General features: G+C 60.3%; 31 protein-coding genes and 4 tRNA genes. 19 read left to right on the plus strand and 16 right to left on the minus strand.

Annotated elements, in window-relative coordinates; all coding sequences use genetic code 11:
- Positions 1-92: 92 nt before the first annotated feature.
- A complete protein-coding gene (locus tag HY247_05970) occupies positions 93-641 on the minus strand; it encodes a GNAT family N-acetyltransferase (GenBank protein QQG48296.1) in 549 nt (182 codons plus the stop codon).
- A gap of 75 nt (positions 642-716) precedes the next feature.
- A tRNA-Met gene (locus HY247_05975) sits at positions 717-860 on the minus strand.
- A gap of 101 nt (positions 861-961) precedes the next feature.
- Between HY247_05975 and HY247_05980 the strand changes: the two genes are divergently transcribed.
- Positions 962-1054: transfer RNA gene (locus HY247_05980), tRNA-Thr, on the plus strand.
- A gap of 40 nt (positions 1055-1094) precedes the next feature.
- Positions 1095-1481 carry a pyridoxamine 5'-phosphate oxidase family protein gene (locus HY247_05985; protein QQG48297.1) on the plus strand — a complete coding sequence of 129 codons (387 nt, stop codon included), beginning with the start codon at positions 1095-1097 and terminating at the stop codon, positions 1479-1481.
- A gap of 4 nt (positions 1482-1485) precedes the next feature.
- Here HY247_05985 and HY247_05990 read toward each other — a convergent pair whose 3' ends face one another.
- Genes HY247_05990 through HY247_06005 form a run of 4 tightly spaced genes read right to left on the minus strand, consistent with a single transcriptional unit; the run spans position 1486 to position 5192 of the window.
- The gene (locus HY247_05990; GenBank protein QQG48298.1) at positions 1486-3741 is read right to left on the minus strand and encodes a hypothetical protein; all 2256 of its coding nucleotides are present in this window, start codon (positions 3739-3741) and stop codon (positions 1486-1488) included.
- Positions 3722-3988 (minus strand): hypothetical protein, encoded by a 267-nt coding sequence (locus HY247_05995; protein QQG48299.1) that lies wholly within the window; start codon positions 3986-3988, stop codon positions 3722-3724. Before HY247_05995 ends, HY247_05990 begins: the two co-directional genes overlap by 20 nt.
- Positions 3985-4251 (minus strand): hypothetical protein, encoded by a 267-nt coding sequence (locus HY247_06000; GenBank protein QQG48300.1) that lies wholly within the window; start codon positions 4249-4251, stop codon positions 3985-3987. Before HY247_06000 ends, HY247_05995 begins: the two co-directional genes overlap by 4 nt.
- Positions 4251-5192 carry a hypothetical protein gene (locus tag HY247_06005; GenBank protein ID QQG48301.1) on the minus strand — a complete coding sequence of 314 codons (942 nt, stop codon included), beginning with the start codon at positions 5190-5192 and terminating at the stop codon, positions 4251-4253. Before HY247_06005 ends, HY247_06000 begins: the two co-directional genes overlap by 1 nt.
- Before the next feature lie 133 nt (positions 5193-5325).
- Between HY247_06005 and HY247_06010 the strand changes: the two genes are divergently transcribed.
- Positions 5326-5410: transfer RNA gene (locus HY247_06010), tRNA-Leu, on the plus strand.
- A gap of 20 nt (positions 5411-5430) precedes the next feature.
- Here HY247_06010 and HY247_06015 read toward each other — a convergent pair.
- The gene (locus HY247_06015; protein ID QQG48302.1) at positions 5431-5946 is read right to left on the minus strand and encodes a DUF1697 domain-containing protein; all 516 of its coding nucleotides are present in this window, start codon (positions 5944-5946) and stop codon (positions 5431-5433) included.
- A gap of 81 nt (positions 5947-6027) precedes the next feature.
- On the opposite strand from HY247_06015, the gene HY247_06020 reads away from it, so the two are divergent.
- The 5 genes from HY247_06020 to HY247_06040 all read left to right on the plus strand — a co-directional run bounded on the left by HY247_06020 (position 6028) and on the right by HY247_06040 (position 11327).
- The gene (locus HY247_06020; GenBank protein QQG48303.1) at positions 6028-7941 is read left to right on the plus strand and encodes a S9 family peptidase; all 1914 of its coding nucleotides are present in this window, start codon (positions 6028-6030) and stop codon (positions 7939-7941) included.
- A 66-nt stretch (positions 7942-8007) separates the two neighbouring features.
- Positions 8008-8961 carry an ATP-binding cassette domain-containing protein gene (locus HY247_06025; protein QQG48304.1) on the plus strand — a complete coding sequence of 318 codons (954 nt, stop codon included), beginning with the start codon at positions 8008-8010 and terminating at the stop codon, positions 8959-8961.
- On the plus strand, positions 8954-9712 hold the full coding sequence (locus HY247_06030) for an ABC transporter permease (GenBank protein ID QQG48305.1): 759 nt from the start codon (positions 8954-8956) through the stop codon (positions 9710-9712). Before HY247_06025 ends, HY247_06030 begins: the two co-directional genes overlap by 8 nt.
- Positions 9709-10482, plus strand: coding sequence for a hypothetical protein (locus HY247_06035; GenBank protein ID QQG48306.1), 774 nt, complete (start codon positions 9709-9711; stop codon positions 10480-10482). The genes HY247_06030 and HY247_06035 overlap by 4 nt, the downstream gene beginning before the upstream one ends.
- A 50-nt stretch (positions 10483-10532) precedes the next feature.
- Positions 10533-11327, plus strand: a complete 795-nt coding sequence (locus HY247_06040; protein ID QQG48307.1) for a hypothetical protein — start codon at positions 10533-10535, stop codon at positions 11325-11327.
- Here HY247_06040 and HY247_06045 read toward each other — a convergent pair.
- Positions 11324-11692 (minus strand): hypothetical protein, encoded by a 369-nt coding sequence (locus HY247_06045; protein ID QQG48308.1) that lies wholly within the window; start codon positions 11690-11692, stop codon positions 11324-11326. The two genes, HY247_06040 and HY247_06045, sit on opposite strands and share 4 nt — an antisense overlap.
- Positions 11693-11826: 134 nt before the next feature.
- Here HY247_06045 and HY247_06050 point away from each other — a divergent pair, with 134 nt between their 5' ends.
- On the plus strand, positions 11827-12093 hold the full coding sequence (locus HY247_06050) for a hypothetical protein (GenBank protein ID QQG48309.1): 267 nt from the start codon (positions 11827-11829) through the stop codon (positions 12091-12093).
- Positions 12094-12097: 4 nt separating this feature from the next.
- Here the strand turns inward: HY247_06050 and HY247_06055 are convergent, their stop codons facing one another.
- Together HY247_06055 and HY247_06060 are read right to left on the minus strand one after the other, a co-directional pair.
- Positions 12098-12523, minus strand: coding sequence for a hypothetical protein (locus HY247_06055; protein ID QQG48310.1), 426 nt, complete (start codon positions 12521-12523; stop codon positions 12098-12100).
- Positions 12524-12557: 34 nt separating this feature from the next.
- Complete coding sequence (locus tag HY247_06060) at positions 12558-12842, minus strand: UPF0147 family protein (GenBank protein QQG48311.1); 285 nt, start codon at positions 12840-12842, stop codon at positions 12558-12560.
- Between the two features lie 99 nt (positions 12843-12941).
- Between HY247_06060 and HY247_06065 the strand changes: the two genes are divergently transcribed.
- The 3 genes from HY247_06065 to HY247_06075 all read left to right on the plus strand — a co-directional run bounded on the left by HY247_06065 (position 12942) and on the right by HY247_06075 (position 14192).
- Positions 12942-13277, plus strand: coding sequence for a hypothetical protein (locus tag HY247_06065; protein ID QQG48312.1), 336 nt, complete (start codon positions 12942-12944; stop codon positions 13275-13277).
- 37 nt (positions 13278-13314) lie between these two features.
- Positions 13315-13794 carry a redoxin domain-containing protein gene (locus tag HY247_06070; protein QQG48313.1) on the plus strand — a complete coding sequence of 160 codons (480 nt, stop codon included), beginning with the start codon at positions 13315-13317 and terminating at the stop codon, positions 13792-13794.
- A gap of 68 nt (positions 13795-13862) precedes the next feature.
- Positions 13863-14192, plus strand: a complete 330-nt coding sequence (locus tag HY247_06075; GenBank protein ID QQG49576.1) for an iron-sulfur cluster assembly accessory protein — start codon at positions 13863-13865, stop codon at positions 14190-14192.
- A 31-nt stretch (positions 14193-14223) separates the two neighbouring features.
- Here HY247_06075 and HY247_06080 read toward each other — a convergent pair whose 3' ends face one another.
- The 3 genes from HY247_06080 to HY247_06090 all read right to left on the minus strand — a co-directional run bounded on the left by HY247_06080 (position 14224) and on the right by HY247_06090 (position 15781).
- Positions 14224-14514, minus strand: a complete 291-nt coding sequence (locus HY247_06080; protein QQG48314.1) for a hypothetical protein — start codon at positions 14512-14514, stop codon at positions 14224-14226.
- A gap of 256 nt (positions 14515-14770) precedes the next feature.
- Positions 14771-14898: transfer RNA gene (locus HY247_06085), tRNA-Ser, on the minus strand.
- A 115-nt stretch (positions 14899-15013) separates the two neighbouring features.
- Positions 15014-15781: a dienelactone hydrolase family protein gene (locus HY247_06090; GenBank protein ID QQG48315.1), complete on the minus strand. Its 768-nt coding sequence runs from the start codon at positions 15779-15781 to the stop codon at positions 15014-15016.
- Positions 15782-15840: 59 nt separating this feature from the next.
- Between HY247_06090 and HY247_06095 the strand changes: the two genes are divergently transcribed.
- Genes HY247_06095 through HY247_06110 form a run of 4 tightly spaced genes read left to right on the plus strand, consistent with a single transcriptional unit; the run spans position 15841 to position 19626 of the window.
- Positions 15841-16284 carry an FAD-dependent thymidylate synthase gene (locus HY247_06095; protein ID QQG48316.1) on the plus strand — a complete coding sequence of 148 codons (444 nt, stop codon included), beginning with the start codon at positions 15841-15843 and terminating at the stop codon, positions 16282-16284.
- A complete protein-coding gene (gene thyX, locus HY247_06100; protein ID QQG48317.1) occupies positions 16274-16804 on the plus strand; it encodes an FAD-dependent thymidylate synthase in 531 nt (176 codons plus the stop codon). The genes HY247_06095 and thyX overlap by 11 nt, the downstream gene beginning before the upstream one ends.
- 2 nt (positions 16805-16806) lie before the next feature.
- Entirely contained in the window at positions 16807-18138 is a 1332-nt protein-coding gene (locus tag HY247_06105; GenBank protein ID QQG48318.1) for a hypothetical protein, read from the plus strand.
- Positions 18139-18156: 18 nt separating this feature from the next.
- A complete protein-coding gene (locus HY247_06110) occupies positions 18157-19626 on the plus strand; it encodes a DNA-directed DNA polymerase II small subunit (GenBank protein ID QQG48319.1) in 1470 nt (489 codons plus the stop codon).
- Positions 19627-19636: 10 nt separating this feature from the next.
- On the opposite strand, the gene HY247_06115 is transcribed toward HY247_06110, so the two are convergent.
- Positions 19637-20818, minus strand: a complete 1182-nt coding sequence (locus tag HY247_06115) for an orc1/cdc6 family replication initiation protein (protein ID QQG48320.1) — start codon at positions 20816-20818, stop codon at positions 19637-19639.
- Positions 20819-21340: 522 nt separating this feature from the next.
- Here HY247_06115 and HY247_06120 point away from each other — a divergent pair.
- Positions 21341-21739: a BlaI/MecI/CopY family transcriptional regulator gene (locus HY247_06120; protein ID QQG48321.1), complete on the plus strand. Its 399-nt coding sequence runs from the start codon at positions 21341-21343 to the stop codon at positions 21737-21739.
- Positions 21740-21741: 2 nt separating this feature from the next.
- Here HY247_06120 and HY247_06125 read toward each other — a convergent pair whose 3' ends face one another.
- On the minus strand, positions 21742-22116 hold the full coding sequence (locus HY247_06125) for a hypothetical protein (GenBank protein ID QQG48322.1): 375 nt from the start codon (positions 22114-22116) through the stop codon (positions 21742-21744).
- A 178-nt stretch (positions 22117-22294) separates the two neighbouring features.
- On the opposite strand from HY247_06125, the gene HY247_06130 reads away from it, so the two are divergent.
- Together HY247_06130 and HY247_06135 are read left to right on the plus strand one after the other, a co-directional pair.
- Positions 22295-22498 (plus strand): hypothetical protein, encoded by a 204-nt coding sequence (locus HY247_06130; GenBank protein ID QQG48323.1) that lies wholly within the window; start codon positions 22295-22297, stop codon positions 22496-22498.
- A gap of 3 nt (positions 22499-22501) precedes the next feature.
- Positions 22502-22885 (plus strand): type II toxin-antitoxin system VapC family toxin, encoded by a 384-nt coding sequence (locus tag HY247_06135; protein QQG48324.1) that lies wholly within the window; start codon positions 22502-22504, stop codon positions 22883-22885.
- A 12-nt stretch (positions 22886-22897) separates the two neighbouring features.
- Here the strand turns inward: HY247_06135 and HY247_06140 are convergent, their stop codons facing one another.
- Positions 22898-23479: a hypothetical protein gene (locus tag HY247_06140; GenBank protein QQG48325.1), complete on the minus strand. Its 582-nt coding sequence runs from the start codon at positions 23477-23479 to the stop codon at positions 22898-22900.
- Positions 23480-23487: the final 8 nt, after the last annotated feature.

Raw genomic sequence — 23487 nt, forward strand, 5'->3', positions numbered from 1 at the left:
GTAGTAGCCCGCCACGTCAAGGAGAGGGAGCCGCAAACCTTCGACTCAGGCTTCGAACTCCGATAATAAGCGTTGCTGGGTTCCGTGGGCCATTAGGGAGTCGCGTTGGCCCTTTCGAATTCTTCTCTCAGTACGCCCATGCTGACGCCGTCATGGTACTTTCCGTCGAAGTACAAGCCCTCCCTGTGGGTCCCCTCCACCTTGAACCCGTTCTTTTCGGCGGCGTGCATCATCGCCTCGTTGTCGTAACGCGTGAAGAGCTCGACTTTGTGCATGTTGTACTGTTCGAAGGCCGTCCTGGTCAAGAGTCGGAGGACCTCGGTACCAAAGCCCTTGCCCCGGAAATCCTTGTCCATCGCGATACCAAAGTCGGCGGTGGTGTGGAAGGCCCTCCACCACCTGAGCGAGCACCACCCGGCTACCTTCCCCGAGGTCTTCTCGAGTATGATGAAGGTCCTGCGAAGGTCGCTGTCGCCCGCTAATTCCTTCTCGTACTCCTTCTGGAGGGACTCCATGCTCGCAAAGTGATCGGGGCGGAACCTGGCCCAGCCCATCACTTCTTCGTCGTTCTGGAGCCGATGAAGCATCGGCAGGTCCTCTTTCTCCAGTGCCCTGAGGTCGACTAGGCGTCCGCGAATCAAGGGATGCGGAGCGGGATTGTTGGCGATATTAATCCTCGGCTGACGGTTGGGGATTCTAGAAAGCCTGCGAAGAGATGCCGGGGGCGGGACTCTCGTTTCCAATTCGAGCCCGCGATCTCCGAGGACCACGGCCCTCTTCGGATCTCGCATCTTGACCGATTATGAGTTTCGCCGCACTGGCGTGCCCCGACGCAGTAGGCCAAGCTGTGCTACCCCGGCGAGGCAGACGCCGCCTGATTGAGATTAAAAGACTCGCGGAGCCTTTGAGATGAGAGTTTTCCTTCAACGATTAAAAACCGCACTCGGGCGGTCTCCGAAGGGCCGCGGTAGCTCAGCTGGTTAGAGCGTTGCCTTGGTAAGGCAAAGGTCGTGAGTCCGAACCAAAGTGTGCGGAAGTCCCACCCGCGGCTCCATCGAACAACCTTTTTCCTGCCCCGAGGGAGCGGAGGCTCGATGCCCGGGCCCACTGCGCGGCAGCTGAAGTTCTTGAGGGACCACGAGCTCTGCAGGTTCGCGACTGCCTCCAAGGAAGCAAGGCCCCACGTGGTGCCGGTCATCTACGCGATGGACAGGGAATACATCGTGATTGTTGTCGACTATGGGACCAGGAAGCTGAAGAACCTCAGGGAGAACCAAAAGGTCGCGCTCGTGGTCGACGAGTACAGGCCCAACAGGGGCCTCATGGTGGAGGGCGACTGCGAGATCCTTGAGAGAGGGAAGGAGTACCTGCGCCTCCTCCAGGTGCTCTTCGACAAGTTCGCCTATTACAGGAACAACCCCTGGGGCGAAGGCGAGTCTCCGATCCTCAAGATCAGGCCGACGAAGTGCGTGATGTGGTAGCCCCTTACTGCAGGCCGGGGCTCCGGCGCCTCTCGTAGAGCGAGAGCAGGCCGCCGGTCGTCCTCCTCGGGTCGAAGGGCTCGAGGACTGAGGCGCAGGTCGCCGCGAGGAGCTCGATGTAGCGGCGGGCGTCGTACTTCGTCTCGTCCTTGATTACGTCGACCGGCGTGGCCCGCTTCGAGTCGTGGCCCCTGTAGTCTGTGATCACGTACCGTATCCCTTCGCCTGCGTGCAGCTGGGCCCCAGCCCCGACCAGCTGGTCGACGGCCGCACGCTGGACCGTCATGCTGCTGTACTCCTCGGGAGCCTTGGAGAGGTTGGTGGTGAATGCGAGCTCTGAAGCTGGGATCTCGTGGCGCTCGAGCGCTCCTGCTGTCCTCAGGAAGACCTCTGCGCACTCAGGAACCTTGGCCTGCGCTGCCTGGACCGAGTCGGCCTCGGCCAGGACCCTGAGGATCTCCATCTGGCAGCGCGCGAAGGCGAGCGGGGTGTCGTGCCGCCGCGCCTCGATGCCCCTGACCTTCAGCTCTCCGTCTTCGTAGGCCCCGAAGTACCTGTTGAGGACCGGGATGGCGCTGTCGACCTTGGAAGGGAGGAAGGTGACCCACTTGTAGATGCCTTCGAAGGACATCGCGAACCCTGTCTCCGACTCGATCTCGGCCTTCAGGTCGAGGTAGTCGTCCCGGTCGGCCCTCTCTCTCTTGACCCAGAGGGAGTCCACGATTCCGTGGATGACCTCGAAGCCACGCCTCTCTGCGACCCGGGCCGCGTCGAGGAGGACCCTCCTGTCCCAGGCGCAGACTGCGATGTGGGCGTCTATGCGCCCGAACTTCGCGTTGTTGAATCCGAGGTACCCGAAGGTCGTGACCCCGAGCCACTTCAGGGCCGCCTGCCTGGCGTCGTACCTCTCGTAGGCCTGGCCCTGGGCCGACTTCTTGAGCTCCTTGTACCTGAGGCGCTTCTGCACTATAATCTCGATAGCGAGGGGGACGATTCCCTTCCTCCGCTCGCAGACGTTCCAGTCGAGCTCAGGGACCCTGTTCTTCGAGTCGGGGCAGCAGGAGCACCTCACCGTCTCGGCCGAGAGGTTCTTCCTGAGCATTATGTTCGGATAGAGGCCGGAGAAGTCCAGCTCCCCGACGTCTTCGTGGACGCCCATCCTCGGCTCGTAGATGAAGCCGCCCCGGTCGGCCAGGAGGAGCTCGTTCCGGTCCTTGAAGTGCTCCACCAAGGTCGGCTTCCAGGGGACGAGGAGGTCGATCTTCGTGGCGTGGTAGAACTGGAGGCTTGAGAGGGCCTTCCCGATGCTCGCCCTGCTCGAAGTCTGGAGGGGCATCCTGCAGATTCTGCTCAGCTCGAAGAGTCCCTCGAAGCCCGCTTCGGAGTAGGCGAACGAGGTGTTGACGTCGATGTGGATGCGGCCCTTGAGCTTTATCGAGGAGGGCTTGTAGTGGATCTTGCCGTAGCTGAAGTAGGAGGTCCCGCTCTTAGAGGGGACCTTCATGAGGCCCCCGTCCCTGTCGAGGGAGAGCCTCTCAGCCACTCCTGCCGCCTCGGCCCGCCTGATGAGGTACGTAAGCAGGAAGGAGTCCCCGTCCCTCGTCGTGATGAAGTCCGGGTCGGCAGAGCGGACGGTCTTGACCAGCTCCAGAATCATCTCGGCCTCGTCGGAGCTCTGGATGACGACCTCCCCTGAATCGCTCCTGAGCTTAATCGCCTCGACCCTGTCGGAAGGCCTCGCCAGCTTCCCCTCCTTCGCTATCTCGACGTCCAACTCCACCTTCCTCAGGTTCGGGATATCGTATTCGTAGGCCCAGACGTCGTCGCGGAGGTCCCACTGGAGCCTGCCCCCCGAGGACGAGACTTCGCAGTAGGCGAGGGGGAAGAGGTCGCGCTCGTAGAGGTACGTCTGGTTGGGCGGCACGTCGGCGTTGTAGAGCCTGTAGGCGCCGAAGGGTCCGAGGCGCTCTATCCTCCCGGCCACCTGCTGGGCCCTGCGCGCGTCCTTCAGCTTCGCCTCGACGACCTCCGAGCGGGCCCTGTCCGTGACCTTCTCGTACTTCATCACAGTGTTGGTCCAGGCCAGTTCGTGGCCGACCACTCGGAGCGGGACCGCGAGGTCTGTGCCGCGGTCTGCGCCTATGAAGATCGAAGGCGACCAGGAGTCGACGAGCCTGGCGACCGAGCCGTCGTCCAGCTTGAGCCAGACGACCATCTCCCCTGGCTCGCCAGGGCAGAGGTCAAGTATCCAGCCCCGCATTCCTCTCGGCCTTGATCCTCTCTACTTCGGAGGCAAGCCAGACGATGGTCTTGTGCTGCACCAGGAGGAGGCTCATGAAGAGGGCCTCGCTGGGGAAGGGGGATTCCCTGGCCTGCATCGCTGGGAAGTATTCGTAGCAGAGCCTGAGCATCTCCCTGAAGAGGTCCCTGTCCTCTGCGCGGAGGACGTCCGCGAACCGGGCCCAGGAGTCGAGCTCCTCGATGATCTCGACGTCGGTGAGCGTCATCTGCCTTCCTCCCGGGCCGTCTCAGAGAGCGCCCCCGCGGCGCGGGCGATCAGCCTGTAGTGGTGGAAGATGACGGCCATGGCCATCCCCTCGAACCTAGACGACCTTACCGCGGCCGACGAGGCGGAAGTGTAGAGCCGAGCCGAGGTGAGCATCTGGTCGAAGACGGCCCTGTCCCCCTTCGAGAGGGCCCTCCTGAAGGGCCTCCACTCCGAGGCCTCCTGCGCCTCTGCTATCCTGAACGATGGGATCGTCCGGCCCATCAGCGCACCGGCCTCCGGTCCAGCCTGAGAAGCTGGCTCATCTTGAACGTGCACTCGATGGGAGGCCTGGTCCTGTGCTTCACGAGCTCGGCCCTTACCCGCCCCCTCGATGCGGAGAAGCTGACCATCGTGTCGGCCCACGAGGCGACCAGCTCGTCGTATTTGTTGGGCGAGCCGAGAGTCGCCAGGACGAGCGAGTTCTTCTTCGTCTTCGCGATCCCCTCGTCGACTGCCGCGAGGATCCTCCTGGCCTCCCTCTCTTCGAGCTCCGGCTCGTTGAAGGTCCCGAGGACGTCGGAGAGGACCACGAGCCCCGCGGCGTAATCGTCGGCGGCCCTGAGGAGGTGCTTGGAGACCAGGTCGGCGAGCTGGTAGAATGTGAAGATGCGGCAGCTGGCCACCCGCCTCATCGCGGTCGCAGGCTTGAGGCGCCGCTGCCTCGCGAAGGAGGAGAAGAGGTACGGGTCGGAGTTGTTGCCCCCGTCGATGAAGAGGACTGGCGAGTCGAGGCCTCCCTGCTCGAAGGGAAGCTGGGCCCTGAAAGCCGCCAGCTCCGCGACCGCCGAGGCTGGCGCGCCGTCGAGGACGACGAGGCTCCCGGAAGAGAGAGGCCTGAGCATCGAGTCCAGGCGCGGGAAGCCGAGAGAGAAGTGGGGCAGCGAGGAGGCAGGGCGGAAGTTCTCCTGCCTCCTCCGGACGGGAACCTGAGCGCTCAGATAGATGTCGGACCAGTCGTCGGGAATCGGGGCGAGCCTGCACTCTATGTTCCCCTCGAGGGGTCGCCCGCAGCCGAGGCAGCGGCCCTCCAGCGAATCGATCGTCTCGCTCGCCAGTCCCAGCTCGCGCCTGACCCTGAGGACGCAGCTGCAGCTCGCGCAATAGTAGACGAAGCGCTCACTGCCGGTTCCTTGCTGTTCGTAGAGATAGTGAAGTCTCGACATCGCGATGATTGGCTTGCTCCGGGGATTTAACGCGGGAGACAGGCGCGCGGCGTCTGGGCCGGAGGGAGACGCCCGAAAGTGATGAAAACCTCTTGCAAGATTATTAATCGAAGGAATGGCTCGCCGAGGCTGTGCGGGGGTCGCCCAGCCTGGTCAACGGCGTGAGGCTCAGGACCTCATCCCTTAGGGGTTCGAGGGTTCGAATCCCTCCCCCCGCACTACGAAGAGGATGAGACCTTCACTCATTCGACAGAGCGTAAAGCCTGTTGACGGTCCTCCAGTTCCTGGTCGTGGCATGAATCTTCAGTTTCCTTTCAAGGAAAGAGTTCGAGAGTTTAGACTTGCCATATCCGTTCGGGCAGAAGAGATAGACCTCCCTCTCTGAGATCGAGAACTTCTCGTCGGCACTCTTCGCCTCTTCAATCTCTCTCGTCGACATGCCGGGGGGCTTCGCAGAGAGGAACGTCACGTGCAGGCTCTTCTCATCCAGCCCAGCATACGGGTTGTTCTTGATCACTCTCAACATCTCTTTCTTGGTCCTGATGACCACCGATACCTCGAAGCCGAACCTGTCCGCGACCTTCTTCGTTATTTTCTCGACCAGGCCCTGGATGTTCGACCCGTCGTAGTCGAATACGACGTTCCCGCTCTGGATGTAGGTCCTGACTCTCCCGAAGCCTAACGAGTCGTAGCAGTTTGCGAGCTCACTCATTGAAACCGACTTGTGCCCGCCGACGTTAATGCCGCGAAGCATCGAGATTAGTGTCTACATACCTTCACTGCTGTTCGTCTACCTTGGCGCGCTTAAGTGATTCGAGGCATAGGGCGAGCCGGAGTGACTCTGCGCCTGAAGCGCGATGAGTATGCTTGGATGGAGGACCTCACCGACCCTCGGGTCGCGTCCTGGGCTAGGAGTCAAGACAAGGTCGCACGGGCTTCGGTAAGAAAGGACTCGGCCGTCCTCTACAAGCGGATGAGGGAGTACTACAAGCTCCCCATCGCAAGGTCGATCGAGGCGACGAAGGACGGCTACGTATTCTTCTATTCCGACGAGCGGTCCTACAAGGTAGTCCTGATCCGGCGCGACGGGTCGAGGACCAAGCTGGCGGATTCGGCCGGGATGGGCAAGGACACTGTGATACAGGGCCTCCAGGCGCGGGGTGAAGGTGGAGTCTACGCTCTCCACACTTCCGTAGGGGGCAGCGACGAGGGCGTCGTCGACTTCATCGACTACAAGGCCGAGGAGAAACTCGACTCGCTAAGGGGGCACATCGGATCTGTCGTGTGGCTCAAGGGCTCGGCAATCTATTACGTGCGCTCGTACAGGAAGGGGAAGACCCCGGACGGGGTCAAGCCGCCAGCGGACAGGGTCTTTCTCAGAAAGAACGGAAGAGAAGAGATGGTATTCGGAAAGGGGTTGAAGACAGACACCTTCATCGGTTTGAAGAAGTCGGGAGACGGCACAAGAGCGCTCGTGGACCTTGCCTTCGGATGGACCAGAAGCACACCAGTGGCTGGAAGGGTAGGGGAGCCTGACCATTGGGCCCCGCTGCTTGAGAAGAATGCCTCGATCGTCACGCACATCGGCTACAAGGGCGGCAAGCACTACCTCCTTTCCTTCAGGGAGAGCAACGGCTCAGTAGTGACTGCGACATCTGGCTCAGCGAGAAGTGTCGTGGCAGAGGGCAAGGCCCCACTGCAGGACGCCACTCTCGTGGGTGACGAATTACTTTGCACGTACCTGGAGGACGCGTCGATTCGCATGAGGCTTTTCAACCTCGACGGCAGAGCGGGGAAGAAGCTCGAGTTCGAGACGCCCGGCTCTTTGGCGGCCTTCGGCACTCCCAGCTCCTACGGGTCGGAGGCGGTCTTCGTCTTCACGTCGTTTGCCCTTCCCTACAGGATCTACAGGCTCTCCAAGGGACGGATGGACGTCATCGCCTCGGAGGAACTCAAAGGCAGATTCAAGGTAGAAAACCGGTCCGCGAAGTCGAAGGACGGCACCAGGGTCCACTACTTCATGGCCACCAAGGACCGGAGGCCTACCAAAGGAGTACTCCTCTTCGGCTACGGGGGGTTCAGGGTCTCGTTGATGCCGACGTTCAACCCGAGCTACATACCCCTGCTCGAGGACGGCATCGCGTATGGGGTGGCCAATCTGAGGGGTGGCCTCGAGGATGGGGAAGGATGGCACAAGGCAGGTATGAGGGAGAAGAAGCATCACGTCTTCGAGGATTACATCGCAGTCCTGGAGTCGCTCAAGCAGAGGGGGGACCGGGTGGTCGGCTTCGGGAGGAGCAACGGAGGCCTGCTGATGGGGACCACGATGAACTGGCGCCCTGACCTCTTCGCCGGAGTCATAATCGGCTATCCCGTCCTTGACATGCTAGCCTTCCACAGGCTCCTTGCTGGGAAGGCCTGGGTGCCTGAATATGGGGACCCAGACGACCCCAAGGACGCGAGGTTCCTCGCTTCATACTCGCCCTACCAGAACCTCGACGAGAAGAAACACTACCCTCCGGTCTTCATCTACACCGGTCTGAAGGACGACCGCGTCCACCCAGGACATGCCTTCAAGTTCCAGGCCAGGTTGAAAGACATGGGAGTCGATTCTACGATGCGGGTAGAGGTCCAGTCCGGGCACATCGGCACCACGCCGGAGGCGAGGATCAGGGAGGAGGCGGACAAGCTCGCCTTCGCGTACAAGGCCCTGGGAATCCGGGCGTCCAAGAAAGCAGTCTCCAGATAGTCATCGATCTCTCAATTAGTTAATAACCGAGAACGTCGAGCGGCCCTCTCTTCGGGTAAACTTCGCTTGGAAAACGCTGTCGAAACCACCGACCTGACAAAGTCCTACGGCAACGTGAAGGCCTTGGACGGCCTCAACCTCAACGTGAGGCGAGGGGAGATTCTGGTCATCCTCGGGCCCAACGGGTCCGGAAAGACCACCCTATTGCACCTGCTCTCGACTGTCCTCAAGCCTTCGGCCGGGACGGCGAAGGTGATGGGCTATGACATCATCAAACAGCCTCTCAAGGTGAGAGAGGTGATTGGCATCTCCTTCCAGGAGCCACGCGGCTTCTGGCGGCACAAGCCTTACCACATCCTTTCGTTTCATGCGTCGATCTACGGTCTCAAAGGCGAAGAGAGGGAACGGATAGTGGACGAGACGCTCCGTCAGTTCGACCTCTGGTCCTCGCGTAACAAGAGATTCATGGAGCTGTCGGGCGGTCAGGGGAAGAGGCTCGAGGTAGCGAAGCTCTTCGTCCACAGGCCGGGCGTCGCGGTCTTCGACGAGCCCACCGCGATGGTGGACTTGGAAGGGAAGAGGATGATCTGGGACAGGATCAGGGCTCTCCGCGAAGCAGGCTCCACTATCATAGTCGCGACCAACGAAGTCAGGGAAGCGGAGTACCTTGCTGACCGGATCAGCATCATGAAGAGTGGGAAGCAGCTCGTGATTGAAAACCTGAGGACGCTCAAGGACAGCATAACCGGAGGCGACGTCGTCGAGGTCGGGCTCTCGGCGGCGATAACTGAGCAGACGGTCAAGGTCATCTCTGAGGTCCCCGGGACCGTCAGGGTGCTTCAGGAGTCAGAGAACGTACTGAAGGCTTTCGTCAACAGGTCAGAGGACTGGCTCCCGCAGATGATGCCGTCGGTGCAGTCGCTCGGAGCCAAGGTCACCTCGATCAGGGTCTCGGAGCCTTCGCTGGACGACGTTTTCCTGCACTACACAGGAAAGCAGGTGGTCGAACAGAATGCGTGAGCTCTTCTCCCTTCTGAGGTTCGACATGAAGGAGAACTTCGACTCCATCCCGTGGACGGTCTACTTCTGGCTCTTCTTCGCCTTCCAATACTTCATCTACGGACAGCTCGTATCCAGGCTGGTCGTCTCGCTCAACGACTACTACCTGTACTACGGAACGGGCCTGCTCATCATCATGACATTCAACGTGGCCACATGGGCGGGAAGGAGGTTCGTCGAGAGTGCGCACGAGGGAAGGCTGAGGTACATACTCTCTCTGCCCATCAGACGTGGAGAGCTCTTCCTTGAGCAGCTCTTGCTGGGCCTTGTGTCCAACCTCGTCAGGATAGGGCCTCCCCTCGTACTGATACTGGTGGTCAACGGGATGCCCTGGTGGGTCCTGCTCTCCTCAATCGCGGTCCTCCTCGCGATGAGTGTCGGGATAATGGGGATAATGATCTCCCTCTCCTTCATCGCCTTCAAGTCCTTCGACATCTACAGCGCGATCATCGCGGGCCTCAGCGCCCTGCTGATTCGGTTCAGCACCATCCTGTATCCCCTCACCTTCATGCCGAGGGCCTACGCAGGGCCTTCGCTGGCCAACCCCCTCACCTATGGCGCAGACCTGCTCCGGAGCGCCATGAGCATCGATGTTGGTTCGCTCCTCAACCCTGGAGTCTCCACCTTCGTGGTCGTAGCAGTGGGCGTCTGCACCCTCACCCTGGGGATGGTCCTGGTCCCTCGGACCCTTGAAGGGGTAAAGTCTTCATGAGCCAGACGCGCCGAGCCCTGGAGATCGCCAGGGTCGACCTCTCCTACTTCTTCAGGACCAAGTGGCTTCTCGCGACTTTGATCGCCCTCAACGTCACCGACATGCTGGTGGTCGGCATAGTCTACAGAGGGATGATGAGCTTCGACTACTTCGCCTTCTTCGTCCCCGGCGTCGTGATCTCCGGGCTGTTCTTCGCGTCCTTCGACGTGGGACGCAGGGTCCATCTCGGGCTGACCGAGGGCGTCTCCCAGTACTACCTGACGCTTCCAGTGAGTCTCAACGGCCTGGTCTGGGCCCACCTCCTCTCTGCGGGCCTGGGCGGGGCGATCTACGCGGGAATCCTGATGCTCGTGGCCTCGGTCTTCCTGCCGCAGCTCGTCTCGATCTACGCACTGGCCCTGATCCCTGTCATGTTCATCCTTTCCATGGGGCTCGCCGGAATCGCGGCCGTCCTCAACCTCTTCTCCAAGGCGGGCGAAAGATACTTCGTCTTCGCAGAGGGAATCCAGACCGCGATGGTGAGCCTCTCCACGATTGCCTACCCGATAGCCTTCGTCGCGCCCTTCTTCCCCAGCTACTTCCTCCCGGTCGTCGAGCTGAACCCCCTGACCCAGGGCGCGGAGGCGCTCAGGTCGGTCGTCTCTGGGTCGTCGGCGAGCGGCGTCTTCAACCTCGGATATCTGCTCGCCACGTCTCTAGCACTGCTGGTGGTGGGAGTGGTCTCCTACAGGCACGTCTTCACGCGCCTGAGAGAAGTCGGGAAGATCTGACCCGAGACCCTCGAATAATCTTATAGGGCTCGCGCGGGATTTCTTCCGAGTTGACGCCCGAGAGCCCTCCCAAGGAATTCATGAGGTATCACTTCAACCCGAGGAAGAAGACCTGTGTGGGGTCTGTCACCCTGAACAACGTCCCGGGGGCCCTCGCCCAGGTCGCCAACACGCTCGCCTCCAGGAAGGTCAACCTTGTCTCCTCTGAGTCTGCAAATTCGAAAGGCTCGGACACGAGTGTATGGGGGTTCTTCGCTGAGATAGAGGACCCTTCGGTCGAAGTTTCGCAGCTCAAGAGTTTGGTTGCCGGGCTCCCCAACGTGGTCGGAGTCGAGATCTCCGAGGGGATCGACGGCATCGTCGTCGACAAGTATCACTACCCGCTCTACTTCAACTCCGGCGAAAAAGCGATGGTGATAAGCCGCAGGAACCTCGTCGACATGTTCTCGAGGGTAAAGAAGATCTTCGGGTCGGGGGCCGAGGTGATAATCTACGAGATGGGTGCCGCGACCGGGGAAGACGACGCGAAGGAACTCGCCAGGGGACTCGGGAAGGACATCCTAGCGAGGAACATGACCGAGATGGTCTTCCTCTACGCCGCGCAGGGTTGGGGAATGCCGGAGCTGGTCGACCTGACCCTGGAGCCTCTAACCACGATCCTTCGCATCCACGACAACTTCGAATGTGCGTACGTAAGGTCTGGAGCGCCCAACAGCCAGTACATCCGGGGGCACCTCGTCGGGCTCGCGGGCGGGGTCCTGGGGAAGAAGGTGATGATCAGGGAAACGAAGTGCATGGCCATGGGCGACAAGTACTGCGAGTTCCACGGCGAGGAAGTAATCTAAGCAACCTTGGGGGGAGCGGCCGCTGGAGGGGACGGAGGCGGCACCGGGCGCGACTGCGGAGGCTGACCCGTAATCGTCGAGAGCGCGCTCCTTCCTAGGTCGGTCAGCAGGTACTTCGCGGGACCCCCGAACAAGGCCACTGAGAACTCGATGAACCCCAGCGAAGTCAGCTGCCTGACGACCCAGAGCGTCATCCAGTTGGAATTGTCCGCGGTCACGTCGTCGAGCTCAGAATTGCTCAGGCCCGCCTTGCTCTTGGAGACGGCGGTCAAAGCTGCAATCAGGTGAGGCGACGCGCTGACCTTCCGGAGCATCCTCATCTGGGCCTTCTGGTCGGGCGGCCAGACCCAGAGCCCGGACTTCATGGACTGTTCACGAAGTCGACGGTTCATAAACGCTGCGAGGAGCCGACCTCCGTAGCGTGAAGTTGAGCGCGTTATCAATTGTTTTTTGTCAGGTATGACAAGTAAAGCCCCGGGCCGTTGTAACCTCGACAACCATGGAAGTGGTCACTGAATACGCTGACCAAAGGACAGAACTCGAGGAGAAGATCAGGTCGCTAGAAGCCGACAAGGCTTCCCTCCTCGCTGGCATCGCCTCGTTGAAGGAAAAAGTAGCCGGATACGAGCTGGAGAGGGCAGTCACTACGCTGGAAAGCGAAGTGGAAGCGCTCCGGACCGAGAAGGCGGTGTTGGACGAGAAGGCAGCGGCCTACGAAGCCGAAGCGGGATACAGCCTCCCGCCCCCCGGCACTGAAGGTACCTAAGACCCTAGCGGATCTTGGAAGCCTTCTGCTCGAGTTCGCCCTTTTCTTTTCTCAGATAGGCGACGAACTCTTCCAGGTCGGCCACCTTGGCCTTCAAGCGCTTGACTTCGTTCTCTTTCGCAGTCCGCTCCATGGTGTTCTCCATCACCCTCTGCTGCTCGGCCATCCCCTTGACTCGAGTGCCAAGCTCCTCGTTGCCCTTGCGGACTGAGGACAGCTCCTCCTGAATTGATTTCAACTGCTCCTCAGCCACTATCAGGTACCTTTGCTTGTGGATCACCGTCGGGAACTTGGTTCCGCAGTTTCCGCACGTGTACATCCCGACGCGCCGCTCGGTCATGCCCCTCTCGCCCTTCGCGGGTTCGACTATGACTGAGAAGGTCCTTGTGGGAAGGGTTTCTTTGTTCCCGCATTTCGGGCAGTTAGGCAATCGCGAGTCTCTGCGTCGTGAATGTGTTAAACCTTTACTGCTCGCGTATCGATTCCAATTCCGAGACGGCTGACCAAAGCGTGACCCTCGCGAAGGAGGGCATGTTCGGGTCCTGTGCCACCTCGTCGAGGAGGCTGATTGCGTTGGCGGCCCTTACCGCCACGCTCTGCTTCGCATCCTGGAGCATCAGTATCGAGTCCTTGACGATCTTCCTGATGTTCCTGGGCGTGATGTTAGAATCGGCTATCTGGTTGAGGCTCACGGTGGCCTTGGCCATCTTTGCGTCGTTCTCCTGCTGCTTCTTCAACTTGGCGCTCATGTGAGATGTTCCTCGTGAACCGATGCACCCAACGGTGGGATTAAGTGCTTTTCGTCAGGTTTCGTTTTTTTATAGAGGAGCCCGGGGCTCGGAGTGAGATTGGCCTCGACTAACAAGGACAAGACGAGAGTCGCAGCGCTACTGGTCAGGAAGGGCGCGACGATCCTGGGCCAGGCCTGCCCGCAGTGCGGAGGCATTCAGGTCAGGTACAAGGGGAAGGTCTACTGCACGAGCCACGAGGACCTGTCGCAGGTCGCGAAGACAGAGAGCGTCTCCTTCGACACCGTAGCGGCTGGGATGAAGGAAGTTCTGCTCACCAAGCTTGCCGAGGCCTCAGCCGCGCTCGGTTCAGAGGGCGACGTGGCGAAGCAGGAGCAGCTGGTCTCTCTCATGGCGAAGTACTTCGAGCTCCTCTCGAGACTTCCCAAGAACTAAGCGAGGCCTTAAATCGCGACGGGGTCAGTTTCCACCGTTGGCGCTGAGGATAGGACAGAAGGTCCCAGACTTCGCGCTCCCCGACAGTGATGGGAAGGCGCTATCCTTGGATGAACTGACGGAGCAAGGCAGCCTCTTGATTGCGTTCTTTCCATTCGCCTTCTCTGGCACCTGCGACAAAGAAATGTGCACGTTCCGGGATGGCTTCGGGACGCTTGAAAGCTCAGGCTCCAGACTGGTCGGGATCAGCGTCGACAGTGTCTACTCCCTGAGGGCCTTCTCCCAGACGTACGGCCTGCAGTTCCCTCTGCTCAGCGACTTCAACAAGAAGGTCACGAAGCTCTACGGAGTCCTCCAGGACCCCTGGGTGGGGCTCTCGTACAAAGGGGTCGCGAAGAGGTCGGTCTTCCTGGTCGACAAGAAGGGCATCCTGCGGTACAGGTGGGTCACAGACGTCCCCTCGGAGGAGCCGCCCTACCCGGAGGTCATGAGAGCGGTCCAGAAACTGTCACCGTAGGCCACTAATTTTTATACGAGGATGCACGGTCGACAGATTACTTGACTCAAGAGACTGCCGTCAAGCCGATAGTCGAGCTGACCGAGAAGGCTGCAGAGGAACTGAAGCTCTACCTCGGGAGGCAGGGCAAGCCGGAGGCAGCACTGCGAATCTTCGTGACCGCCGGAGGCTGTTCGGGGCTCTCTTACGGGATGGTCGTGGACGACAAGCTCACTGACGACGACTTTGTGATCAACTTCAACGGCGCCAGGGTCGCGGTGGACAGGTCGAGCGCACCGTTCATTTCAGGTTCGACCATCGACTACAAGTCCGAGAAGCTGATGGGTGGCGGGTTCGTCGTGACCAACCCAAACGCTGTCTCGACCTGCGGTTGCGGCGAATCGTTCAAGACCGCATAACCATAAAGACTCGGTCTTCCAGTGCGAGCGGCTATCCCGATTTCGCCTTGCTGGTACGGTAGTATGCGATTGACAGGGCAGTGAAGGCCAAGAAAGCGAGGCCCGAGATTGAATTAAGGAGACTGACAGCCAAAGTCAAGAGAGAGGGCAAGAATGCTGACCCGAAGTAGAAACCTCCCCCTGGCCAAAAGTACAACAACACGAACCCGAAGATAGTCCCGACCAGGCAGCCACTCAGGAGCCCACCGAGCAACTCGAGCTTGTCCTCGAAGAACCCTTCTCGGAGAGAGAGCCCAATCCAATAGAAGACGACGAAAGACAAGACTGGTCGGATTCCGAAGAAAGCTACCTGTGAGGTCAAATTGATAAATTCCAAGCCAACGCGAGGCAAGCCGCCGGGGTTCCTCAGCCAATAGGTGATTGCGAGGGAGGTGCCCCATGAAAGGATGTAAAGGAAGAACGCCGCGAGGGCGGTGAAAGTCGTCAGTTGAGCCCGGGTGCTAATACGCTTCTGGCGAGCGTCGATGGCGGGCCCCGTATCCTTGGCGGCCTCGGGAGTCTCGGTCGAACGAAGCAGGCGCCGGGGGTAGGATTCGAACCCACGAGACCCAAAGGTCACGGGCTGACTGGTCGTACGATCTCGAGTTGCGGATCCGCTTTGTCGCCTGGCGGACTGCCCGCGCATTAACCACTCTGCCACCCCGGCCCGAACCGGTCCGCGTGGCGACCTCTATTATTCCTTTGATGTCCCACGGCCCCGCTTTTTGACCTTAGCCGAGTCCTGGACGATGTAGCTCCACGTGATGAAGCAGTCGATGATTTCAGTGTCTTCCGAGCGTTCTCTCAAGGAACCACCTCGTCAGGTCCCACGACTCGACGGCCGCCCGCCTGTCGAAGACCGCCTTCCTCGTGTCGTTGAAGAAGCCATGCTTCGTCTTCGGGTAGGTCTTCAGGGTCAGGTCCTTCCCTGCCCCGAGCATCGCCTCCACGAACGCGGGGGCCTTCGAATTGATTATCTCGTCGGTCGCCGCGTAGAGCGCCAAGACCGGGACTGTAATCCTGCTCACGTCCTCCGAGGCGGGCGGCTCCCCGTAGAAGCCCACTGCCGAAGTCAGGTGCCTGCTCTTGGTGGCCGACTTGAGGGCAAGGCCTCCGCCCATGCAGAACCCCAGGGTCGAGACCCTGTCGTACTCCTTGCTCGCTTCCTCGACCGCGGCGACAGCCTTCGCCAGGAGGCGGTCCCTGAACCGCTTGTCATAGAGCACAGCCGCCACCTCCTTGATTTCTGCAGCCACTCCCTTCTCCTCGAGGACTTTTGCGACCTTCACCCTATCCCGCCTCTCCTCCAGAGTCAGCTCCCAGACCCCTTCCATGGTCTTCTGGATCTTGTCGGGCGTGAGGATGTCGTCGTGCTCGCTGTACATGTTCGGCGCCCTAGCTGCAAACCCAAGTTTGCCTAAGCGTTTACAGACGTCCTGAGTGTGGGAGACGAGCCCCCAGACCTCGTGGAACACGACCACACATGAGGAGGCACCCTTTGGAGAGAATGAATAGTCAGGTTTGGCCCGGGTCGGCGAATTCCTCGCCAATGCGCAGAGGTCCGCGGCCCATGGTTTAAATCAAATCCGCGTCTGGGTTGATACCACCCTTGAAGGTCTCTCTCGTCTGGTCTTCCCCCAAGCCGGAGAGGACGATAGCGACAGCGATGAGACGATGCTACAGCGCCAAGACGATCGAAGATATTGAAACCGAGCTGGATCAAAAGGGTCCCACCTACTGGAGGTTTCTCCTCACCAAGGCCCTGCAGGACAAGTCCCTGGACGTCCTCGAGCATTACACGATGACCATGCTGGTCGAAGGAGCCGACGAGACCGAAGTGGGGGCCCTCGTCCGCAGCTACCCCTATCTCCGAACCACGCGCCTCAAAGGGTCGGACTGGCTGGTGTCGCTCAATGCCAGGACCTTGGTGGAGGTATGGAAGGACGGGCACGCCAAGCCCTTCGCGGAGGCCTTCGTCGCGGAGCTGGACGCGAAGGGTACCTCTCCTCTGTTCAACGAGCTTGCGTTCGGTGAGAAGATCCATGCGAGTTAAGCTGCTCTACCACACCGACCTCGGGGCCCTGAAGGCAGTCCTCTCCTCCAAGGGTATTCCCTTCGAGCCTGAGGCTCTGATGGACCACGTAGTGTACATGTTCGAGATCGAGGACTGCAGCAGGATTACGACCCACCAGCTGGTCCGCCACAGAGTCGCGTCCTACGACCAGGAGTCGCAGAGATTCTCCGCGGCGACCAGGGAGGGAGTCGTGACCCCCAAGAGCATCGAGTCGAACGAGGCGGCCTACAAGGCCTTCGACGAGGCCCTCAAGGCTGTCTATGCCTCCTACGAGAAGATGGCCGCGGCCGGGGTCCCGAAGGAGGACGCGAGGTACATCCTCCCAGGGGGGATCAAGACCAAGCTCGTGATGACCCTGAGCGCCCGGAGCCTGATGCATATGGTCTGGCAGCGGACGGCGCTTCAAGCCCAGTGGGAGATCAGGGAGCTCGCGGAGACTCTCCTCAGCCAGGCCCGCGAAGCCACGCCAGACCTCTGGACCAAGATCATAGAGAGATAGCTTTGCCCAAGGCCTTCGGGACGGCCGGAGTCAGGGGAGTCTTCAACAAGACCCAGACGCCCGAGCAGGTCTACAGGCTCGCCGAGAACGTCGTCTTCGCGATAGGCAGAGGGAGGTACGGAGTCGGATGGGATGGGCGCAAGTCTTCCGCTTTGTTGGCGAGGACGGTGGCTTCCGCGGTCAGCGCGATGGGAAGCGAACCGCTCCTGTTCGGCCTCGCTCCCACCCCGGTGATAGCTTTCGGGACGAGGTCTCGCTCCTGCCTCGCGGGGTTCGCAGTCACGGCCTCGCACAACCCCGCCGAATTCTCGGGCGTCAAGATCTTCAACGCCAAGGGCATGGAGCTCCCAAAGTCCGACGAGGAGAGGATAGAGAGGGCGATGGGCGTGGACGTCATGAAGCCCTCGGGCTCGTTCGGCCAGATGACGCCCGACGACGGAGTTCTGGATGCATATGTTGAAGCCCTAGTGGCCAGATACCCGAGAGCGACCGAACCGCTGCGAATCGCGGTCGATTGCGCCAGCGGCCCCGGAGGCCTCGTTACCCCCCGGGTCCTGGGCCTGCTCGGACACCACGCAGTCCCGGTCAACGCTCAGGTCTCTTGGATGTTCCCGGCCCGCCCTCCCGAGCCGACCCCCGCCAACCTGGCTGAGTTCGCCCTGATGGTGCCCGAGCTCGGAGTCGACTTCGCCTTCGCCCACGATGGGGACGCAGACCGCCTCGTCATGGTGGACCCCCTGGGGAATGTCGTCCCCGACTCGGTCCTCTCGGTGCTCGCGCTCCGGGCGATGGACCTCTCAGGCGGCAAGGTCGTTCTGTCGGAGAACACTTCCAACGCCGTCGCAGAGGAGGCCCAGCGGCTTGGCTTGAGGGTCGTCCGGAGCAGGGTCGGCAAGACCTTCGCGGTCCTCGAGTCCGAGGGCGGAGCCTTCGCCTCTGAGCCGAGCAAGATAGTCGACCCTGGATGGGGCCTCTGGGAGGACGGGATCAACGCCTCGGCGCTGGTCTCCACCCTCCTCTCCCACGAGCGAGCCCTCCTGAGCAGGGTCCTAGAGGAAGTCCACTGGAAGTATAGGCAGGTCAACCTCGAGGTCGGGGTCGACATGAAGGTTCTTGCTGAAAGAGCGAAAGAGATCTTCAGGAAGTCCAAGGTGATTGAGGAAAGGACCTTGGATGGCCTGAAGCTGGTCTTTAGCGACGCCTCGTGGATAATGGTCCGGCCCTCCGGCACCGAGCCCAAGACCAGACTCTACGCAGAGGCGAGAGACACCCAAGCCCTCGAGGCGCTCGTCCAACAGGGCCTCCACTGTATCGAATCCTCTAATACGAAGTAATCGGGCTCGGACCCGCCGATGTCTGAATCGAAGATTGTCGCAAGAGTCCTCGCATCGGGCTACATGCTGGACGCCAAGGCCTTCGAGATGATCAGCGGGCTTCCCTCGGAGGTCGATGCCGAAGTCCTGGTGGAGAAGCTCCTCGAGCAGAAGGCGGCGGACAAGCGAGAGGCGAAGGTCATCACCGAAGAGGACGTCGCGAGCATCATTCCACGGCAAGAGCCTCCCCCGGCGCCCGAAGAGCAGGCCTTGCCTGACGACGAGAGTCGACTCGAAGTGATCAGCGACCCCACCCAGTCGATAGCCCCGTCAGAGGGGTACGAGGGGTTCGGCAAGCTCTTCCTCGACAGGTACGAGCGCCTCTACTCGATCATCAAGGCCAGGCTCGACACCAAGGGCACTGCGAGCGTGAGTGCGGCCAAGGGCCTCCAGCAGGGAAAGAAGGCCAAGGTCGCGGGCCTCCTCGCAGACAGGTCCAGCAGGCGCGGAGTCGTGGAGCTGAAGATTGACGACCCGACAGGGACCCTCAAGGTCGTCTGCCAGGACCCACTCGCAGAGAAGGCGGCCCTCGAGGCGCCCCTCGACAGCATGGTCGTCGTCGAAGTGACAAGGGCCAAGTCCGGCCAGCTCCTCGCCGGCTCCCTCGTGCTCCCGGACATCGCCAGCAGGCGTCCCGTCTCGTCTTCTCATAGGGCCTACGCTGTCCTGCTCTCCGACCTCCACATCGGGAGTAGAAAGTTCCTCGCGGACGACTTCAACCGCTTCATCCTCTGGCTGAAGGGAGGCCTGGGGGACGCCGACCTAGTCAACCGCATCAAGTACCTGGTGATCGCCGGCGACCTAGTCGACGGAGTCGGGGTCTATCCCGGCCAGGAGTTCCAGCTCGCTGAGAAGGACCCGAAGAATCAGTACGAGATGGCCGCTGAGCTCCTCAAGCAGGTCCCCCCTCACATCCAGATCATACTCTCGCCTGGGAACCACGACGCAGTCCGTCAGGCCCTGCCCCAGCCTGCGGTCTCTGTCGACCTGGCCGAATCGCTCTACGCGATGGACAACGTGCGCTGGGTCGGGGACCCTTCCTACGTCAAGCTCAACGGCGTCATGTTCCTGGTGTACCATGGGAAGAGCCTCGACGACGTCATCGCCACAACGCCCGACTTGACTTACGACAAGCCGACAGAGGCGATGAAGTTACTCCTGCGTTCGCGGCACCTGTCACCTACGTACGGGAAGAGGACCGCCCTCTCCCCCGAGTCCAGAGACTTCATGGTGGTGGACCCGGTCCCCGATGTACTCCACGTGGGTCACGTCCACACGTATGGGGAGCTGAACTACAGGGGGACGCTACTCGTGAATTCAGGGACCTGGCAGGCGCAGACCAGCTTCCAGTCGAACATGGGCCTTGAGCCTACGCCCTCTATCGTGCCGATACTCGACCTTTCGACTATGAAGACCGTCAGGCGGAACTTCGGGGCCGCTGGATTCTAGGCCTTCTGGACTAGACGGTCCTGCCGAAGGTCGTGTCCTCGGAGAGTGTCTTCTCCAAGGTCTCGCTCGGGATCAGCAGCTGGATCCGCTTCGTCCTCCCCCTGCGCCCCTTGCTGACGACCGACGCCTCAATCAGGCCCAGGAGGTCCAGCTCCGCCAGTATCCCGCTGACTCTCCTCTGGGTCAGGACCTCCATCCCCGCCTTCCTGCATAGGTCGTTGTATGCGATGTAGAGGTTCCCGGTGTTGGTCCCTCCTTTGAACCTCGAGACCGCCATGAGTATCACCTTGTTGTGGACGGGCAGGGACCGGATCGCCTCCTCAACCCTGTCGTGCTCCATCTTGTCGGAGGCCCTGCGTATGCACGAGTCGTCGATCTCCCTCAGGCCCTCTCTCTCTGCGACCTCGCCAGCGATCCTCAGGAGGTCTATGGCCCGCCTCGCGTCTCCGTGCTCAGACCCCGCCATCGCAGCGCAGATGTTAATCGCCGCCGGCGAAGCCACTGAAGGCCTGAACGCGACCCTGGCCCTCTCCGTGAGAATTTCCCTCAGCTCCTCCACAGTGTAGGGCGGGAAGACGAGCTCCTCTTCGCTAAGGCTGCTCAGGACCCGTGGGTCCAGGCCTTCCTTGAACTTCAGGTCGTTGGATATGCCCACGAGGGACAGGAACCCAGGCGCGAGCCTCTCGCTGGACCTCGTGAACTCGTAGAGTATCCCGTCGCCGAATGTCTTGACCAAATAGTCGATCTCGTCGAGAACCAGGACCGTGTGAATGCCCCTCGCTTTGATTTCCCTGAAGATCCTCGACACGACTTCCCCGATTGACAAGCCCGTGAAGGGTATCTGGACCCCGGTGGCTTGGCCGAGCTCCGCCAAGGCCCTGTATTCGGTGTTGGCAAGCCGGGTGTTGACATAGGCCACGATGAGGTTCTTCCGATCGGCCTCCTTCTCGAGTTTGGAGAGAACGTACCTTGCGACAGCGGTCTTACCTGTGCCGGTCTTTCCGTAAAGCAACAAGTTAGAGGGCTTTGATCCGTGAAGAACTGGAGCCAGGACCTCTGCGACCTCGCTGGTCTGTGAGTCACGAAAGGGCAACCTGTCTGGGACGTAATCCGGACTCAAGGCGTTGCGGTCAGCGAATAGGGCCTTTCCTTCCTTCGCTCTTCGGAAAATCTCCTCAATCCCGGCAGGCAAGTCTGAATCAGTGGAAACACTGGTTAGTTAAGCCCTCCGCCCCAGGGCTTCTCTTGCTTCCACTCCAGAAACCGCCTTAGTCGAGTGTTCTTCTACGTAAGTAAAGAATCCCGCTCTAGATACGCGGTGCTTACTGGATATGCCTTGGGGTCTATGAAAGAGGTAGGCATGGGTGTGGAATGGTCAACTGAGGGGTCTGTTTGTTCGGGGATCAGGTCCAGTGGAAAGACAGGGGCCGGGGGCCCTGGTGTGAAGTGGAGTGAAACGAGGCGCCGTCGGGCAGGTTTGGGACCCCCCAATTTCCACTGGAGCCACTCCATCCTTAGACAGGCCGAAAACCCTGATTTCAGCCCCAGTGCTTCCACTGGAGCCTGTGGAGGACGATTCACGCATTGATGCGAGTGAACCCCTGTGAACCCTCTGGACGCTATCAATGCATGGTCAAACTATGTTACGCCACCGTTCACAAGTTCACACTACCAGGGGATAAAACGCTAACAAGGCCCCAGCGAAGGACGCGCCTTGCGCAAGCGAATCAAGATCGAGTTGGAGGACGAAGAGGGAACAAAGTACACGCTTGCGTTGGAAGGAAAGGTCTCGCGCGACAAACTGATGAAAGCCATGGACATGCTCGAGGTCATGGACGTCCCGCTCGACCACTCGTACAAGGCCCCGGACGAGGGAACCTTCTTCGGGAAGGTGACAGCCCTGCTGGACTCCGAGTTCGCTGCAGGCGAGTTCTCGTCCTCTGACGTGGCCCGGGCCTTCGAAGAGAAGCACAACCAGCCGGTCAAGCTCAGCACGATCTCGACGTACCTGGCCAGGCTCGCGGAGAAGCAGTTCATCAAGAGAGAACGCTTCGGGAACTCCTGGGTCTACAGAAGGGTGTACCTGAAGACCAACCAAGTGGCTGAAAGGTAACCCTAGTCAAAATTCGCTGTAATTACGCCGTTTCCCTTTGCCGAAGCGGTCGTACGGGAACTGTACGGATTCGAGATTTCAATCAACTCAGTATTGGCGACCCAGTTCCTGAACGGATGAGGGTCCTTCTGAATGGCCTCAAGGGATATCACTTCCCCGACCTTGTATAACCCAGCCCCATAGGGAACTGTCTTGAAGGGACCATTCTGCATCACCGTGACTTTGACCAAACCCTGCCGCCCAAGCTCAACCCTGTGAAGTTCGCTCTCAGACTTCCAGTAATTCCACGAAACCACTCTGAAGGCGAATATTGATGCTATGAAGATGCCCGTGAGCAAGTAACTCCTCGCGAGTCCCGAAGCGACGGCGAGGGCCAACAGCATGATCTGGACGATGCGATAATCTGTTTTTCGCACGACAGGGCATTACATTCATCGACTGAAAAGCTCTGGCCCGATTAATGGCAGTGCGGGACGGGAGTTTTCTCAAGCCATCCTGGCTTCAAATCCTCGTCGGTGACAAGCCTTATATTTTACATCATACATTCTATATCATATGCCCACAGTCGCAGTGACCGAGACAACCCTGGACAAGCTCAAGCGAGCCATGAAGCAGCAAGGGACCCCGACGATGGACGCAACCATCAACTCCCTGCTCGAGAAGGCCGGCAAGGTCCCCCACAGCATGTTCGGGATCGACTCCAAGCGCGGCCTGAGGCTCTCCGTCAAGGAGCACGAAGAATTTCAAAGGTCCCGCTGAGGCATGCCCAGGCCCTACGTAATCGACACCTTCGCCTGGATTGAGTACTTCGCTGGCTCGGTCCAAGGCCAGAAGGCTCAGCCTTACATCGAGGGGCCCGAGCTGATCACGCCGTCCATAGTCGTCGCGGAGTTCACCGACAAGTACACCAGAGAGGGTCTGGACCCCTCGGCGAAGCTCGCCTTCATCAGGACGAGGTCAATGATCTCAGGGCTGGACGACCAGGTGGCGGAGGAGGCAGGGAGGCTCAGCGCGTCGAGGAGGAAGAAGGTCCCAGGGTGGGGCCTTGTCGACTCGGTGGTCCTGGCAACCGCAAGGTCACTAGGGTCGAAGGTGGTGACGGGCGACGCACACTTCGCAGGCCTTGATGAGACAGTGATGATCTAGAGCCCAGCCAGCCTAGCCGAAATACTTCTTTCCTTCTTCGCTCAGGCTGTAGACGAAAGGCTTCTCCGTGTCATCACGGGTCACAAGGCCTCGGTCGAAGAGCTCCTTCAGGACTCGGGCATTGTGTTCCCGGGTATTGCCCAGGGCTTCCTTGACGTCAATCGTACTCTTGGCTCCCTTCGCAAGGAACTCTAAGACCTGCCGCTGGTACTTGTCAAGGCGGAGCTTCGGTTCGATTCTTTCCGGTGCCGGCGAAGAGGTCGCCACTTGGGGGGCGGCGGGGGTAGGCTTGTCATGTTCCATCTGTGGCATTTGCTGGGTAGCTCGAGATGGGATAATGGACCTCATCTCCTTCGGGGTCGGGGACTGATTGATGACCCTGACTTGGACGACTTCAAGTCTGGCCATCAGATCTACAATTCGCTCATCCTGTCGTTTGAGTCGCTGCTCAAGGGATGACCAAAGGTCACGACCCAGATTTGTCGAAGTCGAGATGCGCCGTGAGGCCTCACGATACCTACCTAGAAGAGCCACGGACAGCGCAACAAAGAAGCCCGAAGAGACGATTAGGGCGGCTGTGATGAGGTCGTCCATCACCTGAC

This window comes from archaeon, from assembly GCA_016432545.1.
GTDB lineage: Archaea > Thermoproteota > Nitrososphaeria > Nitrososphaerales > Gagatemarchaeaceae > UBA183.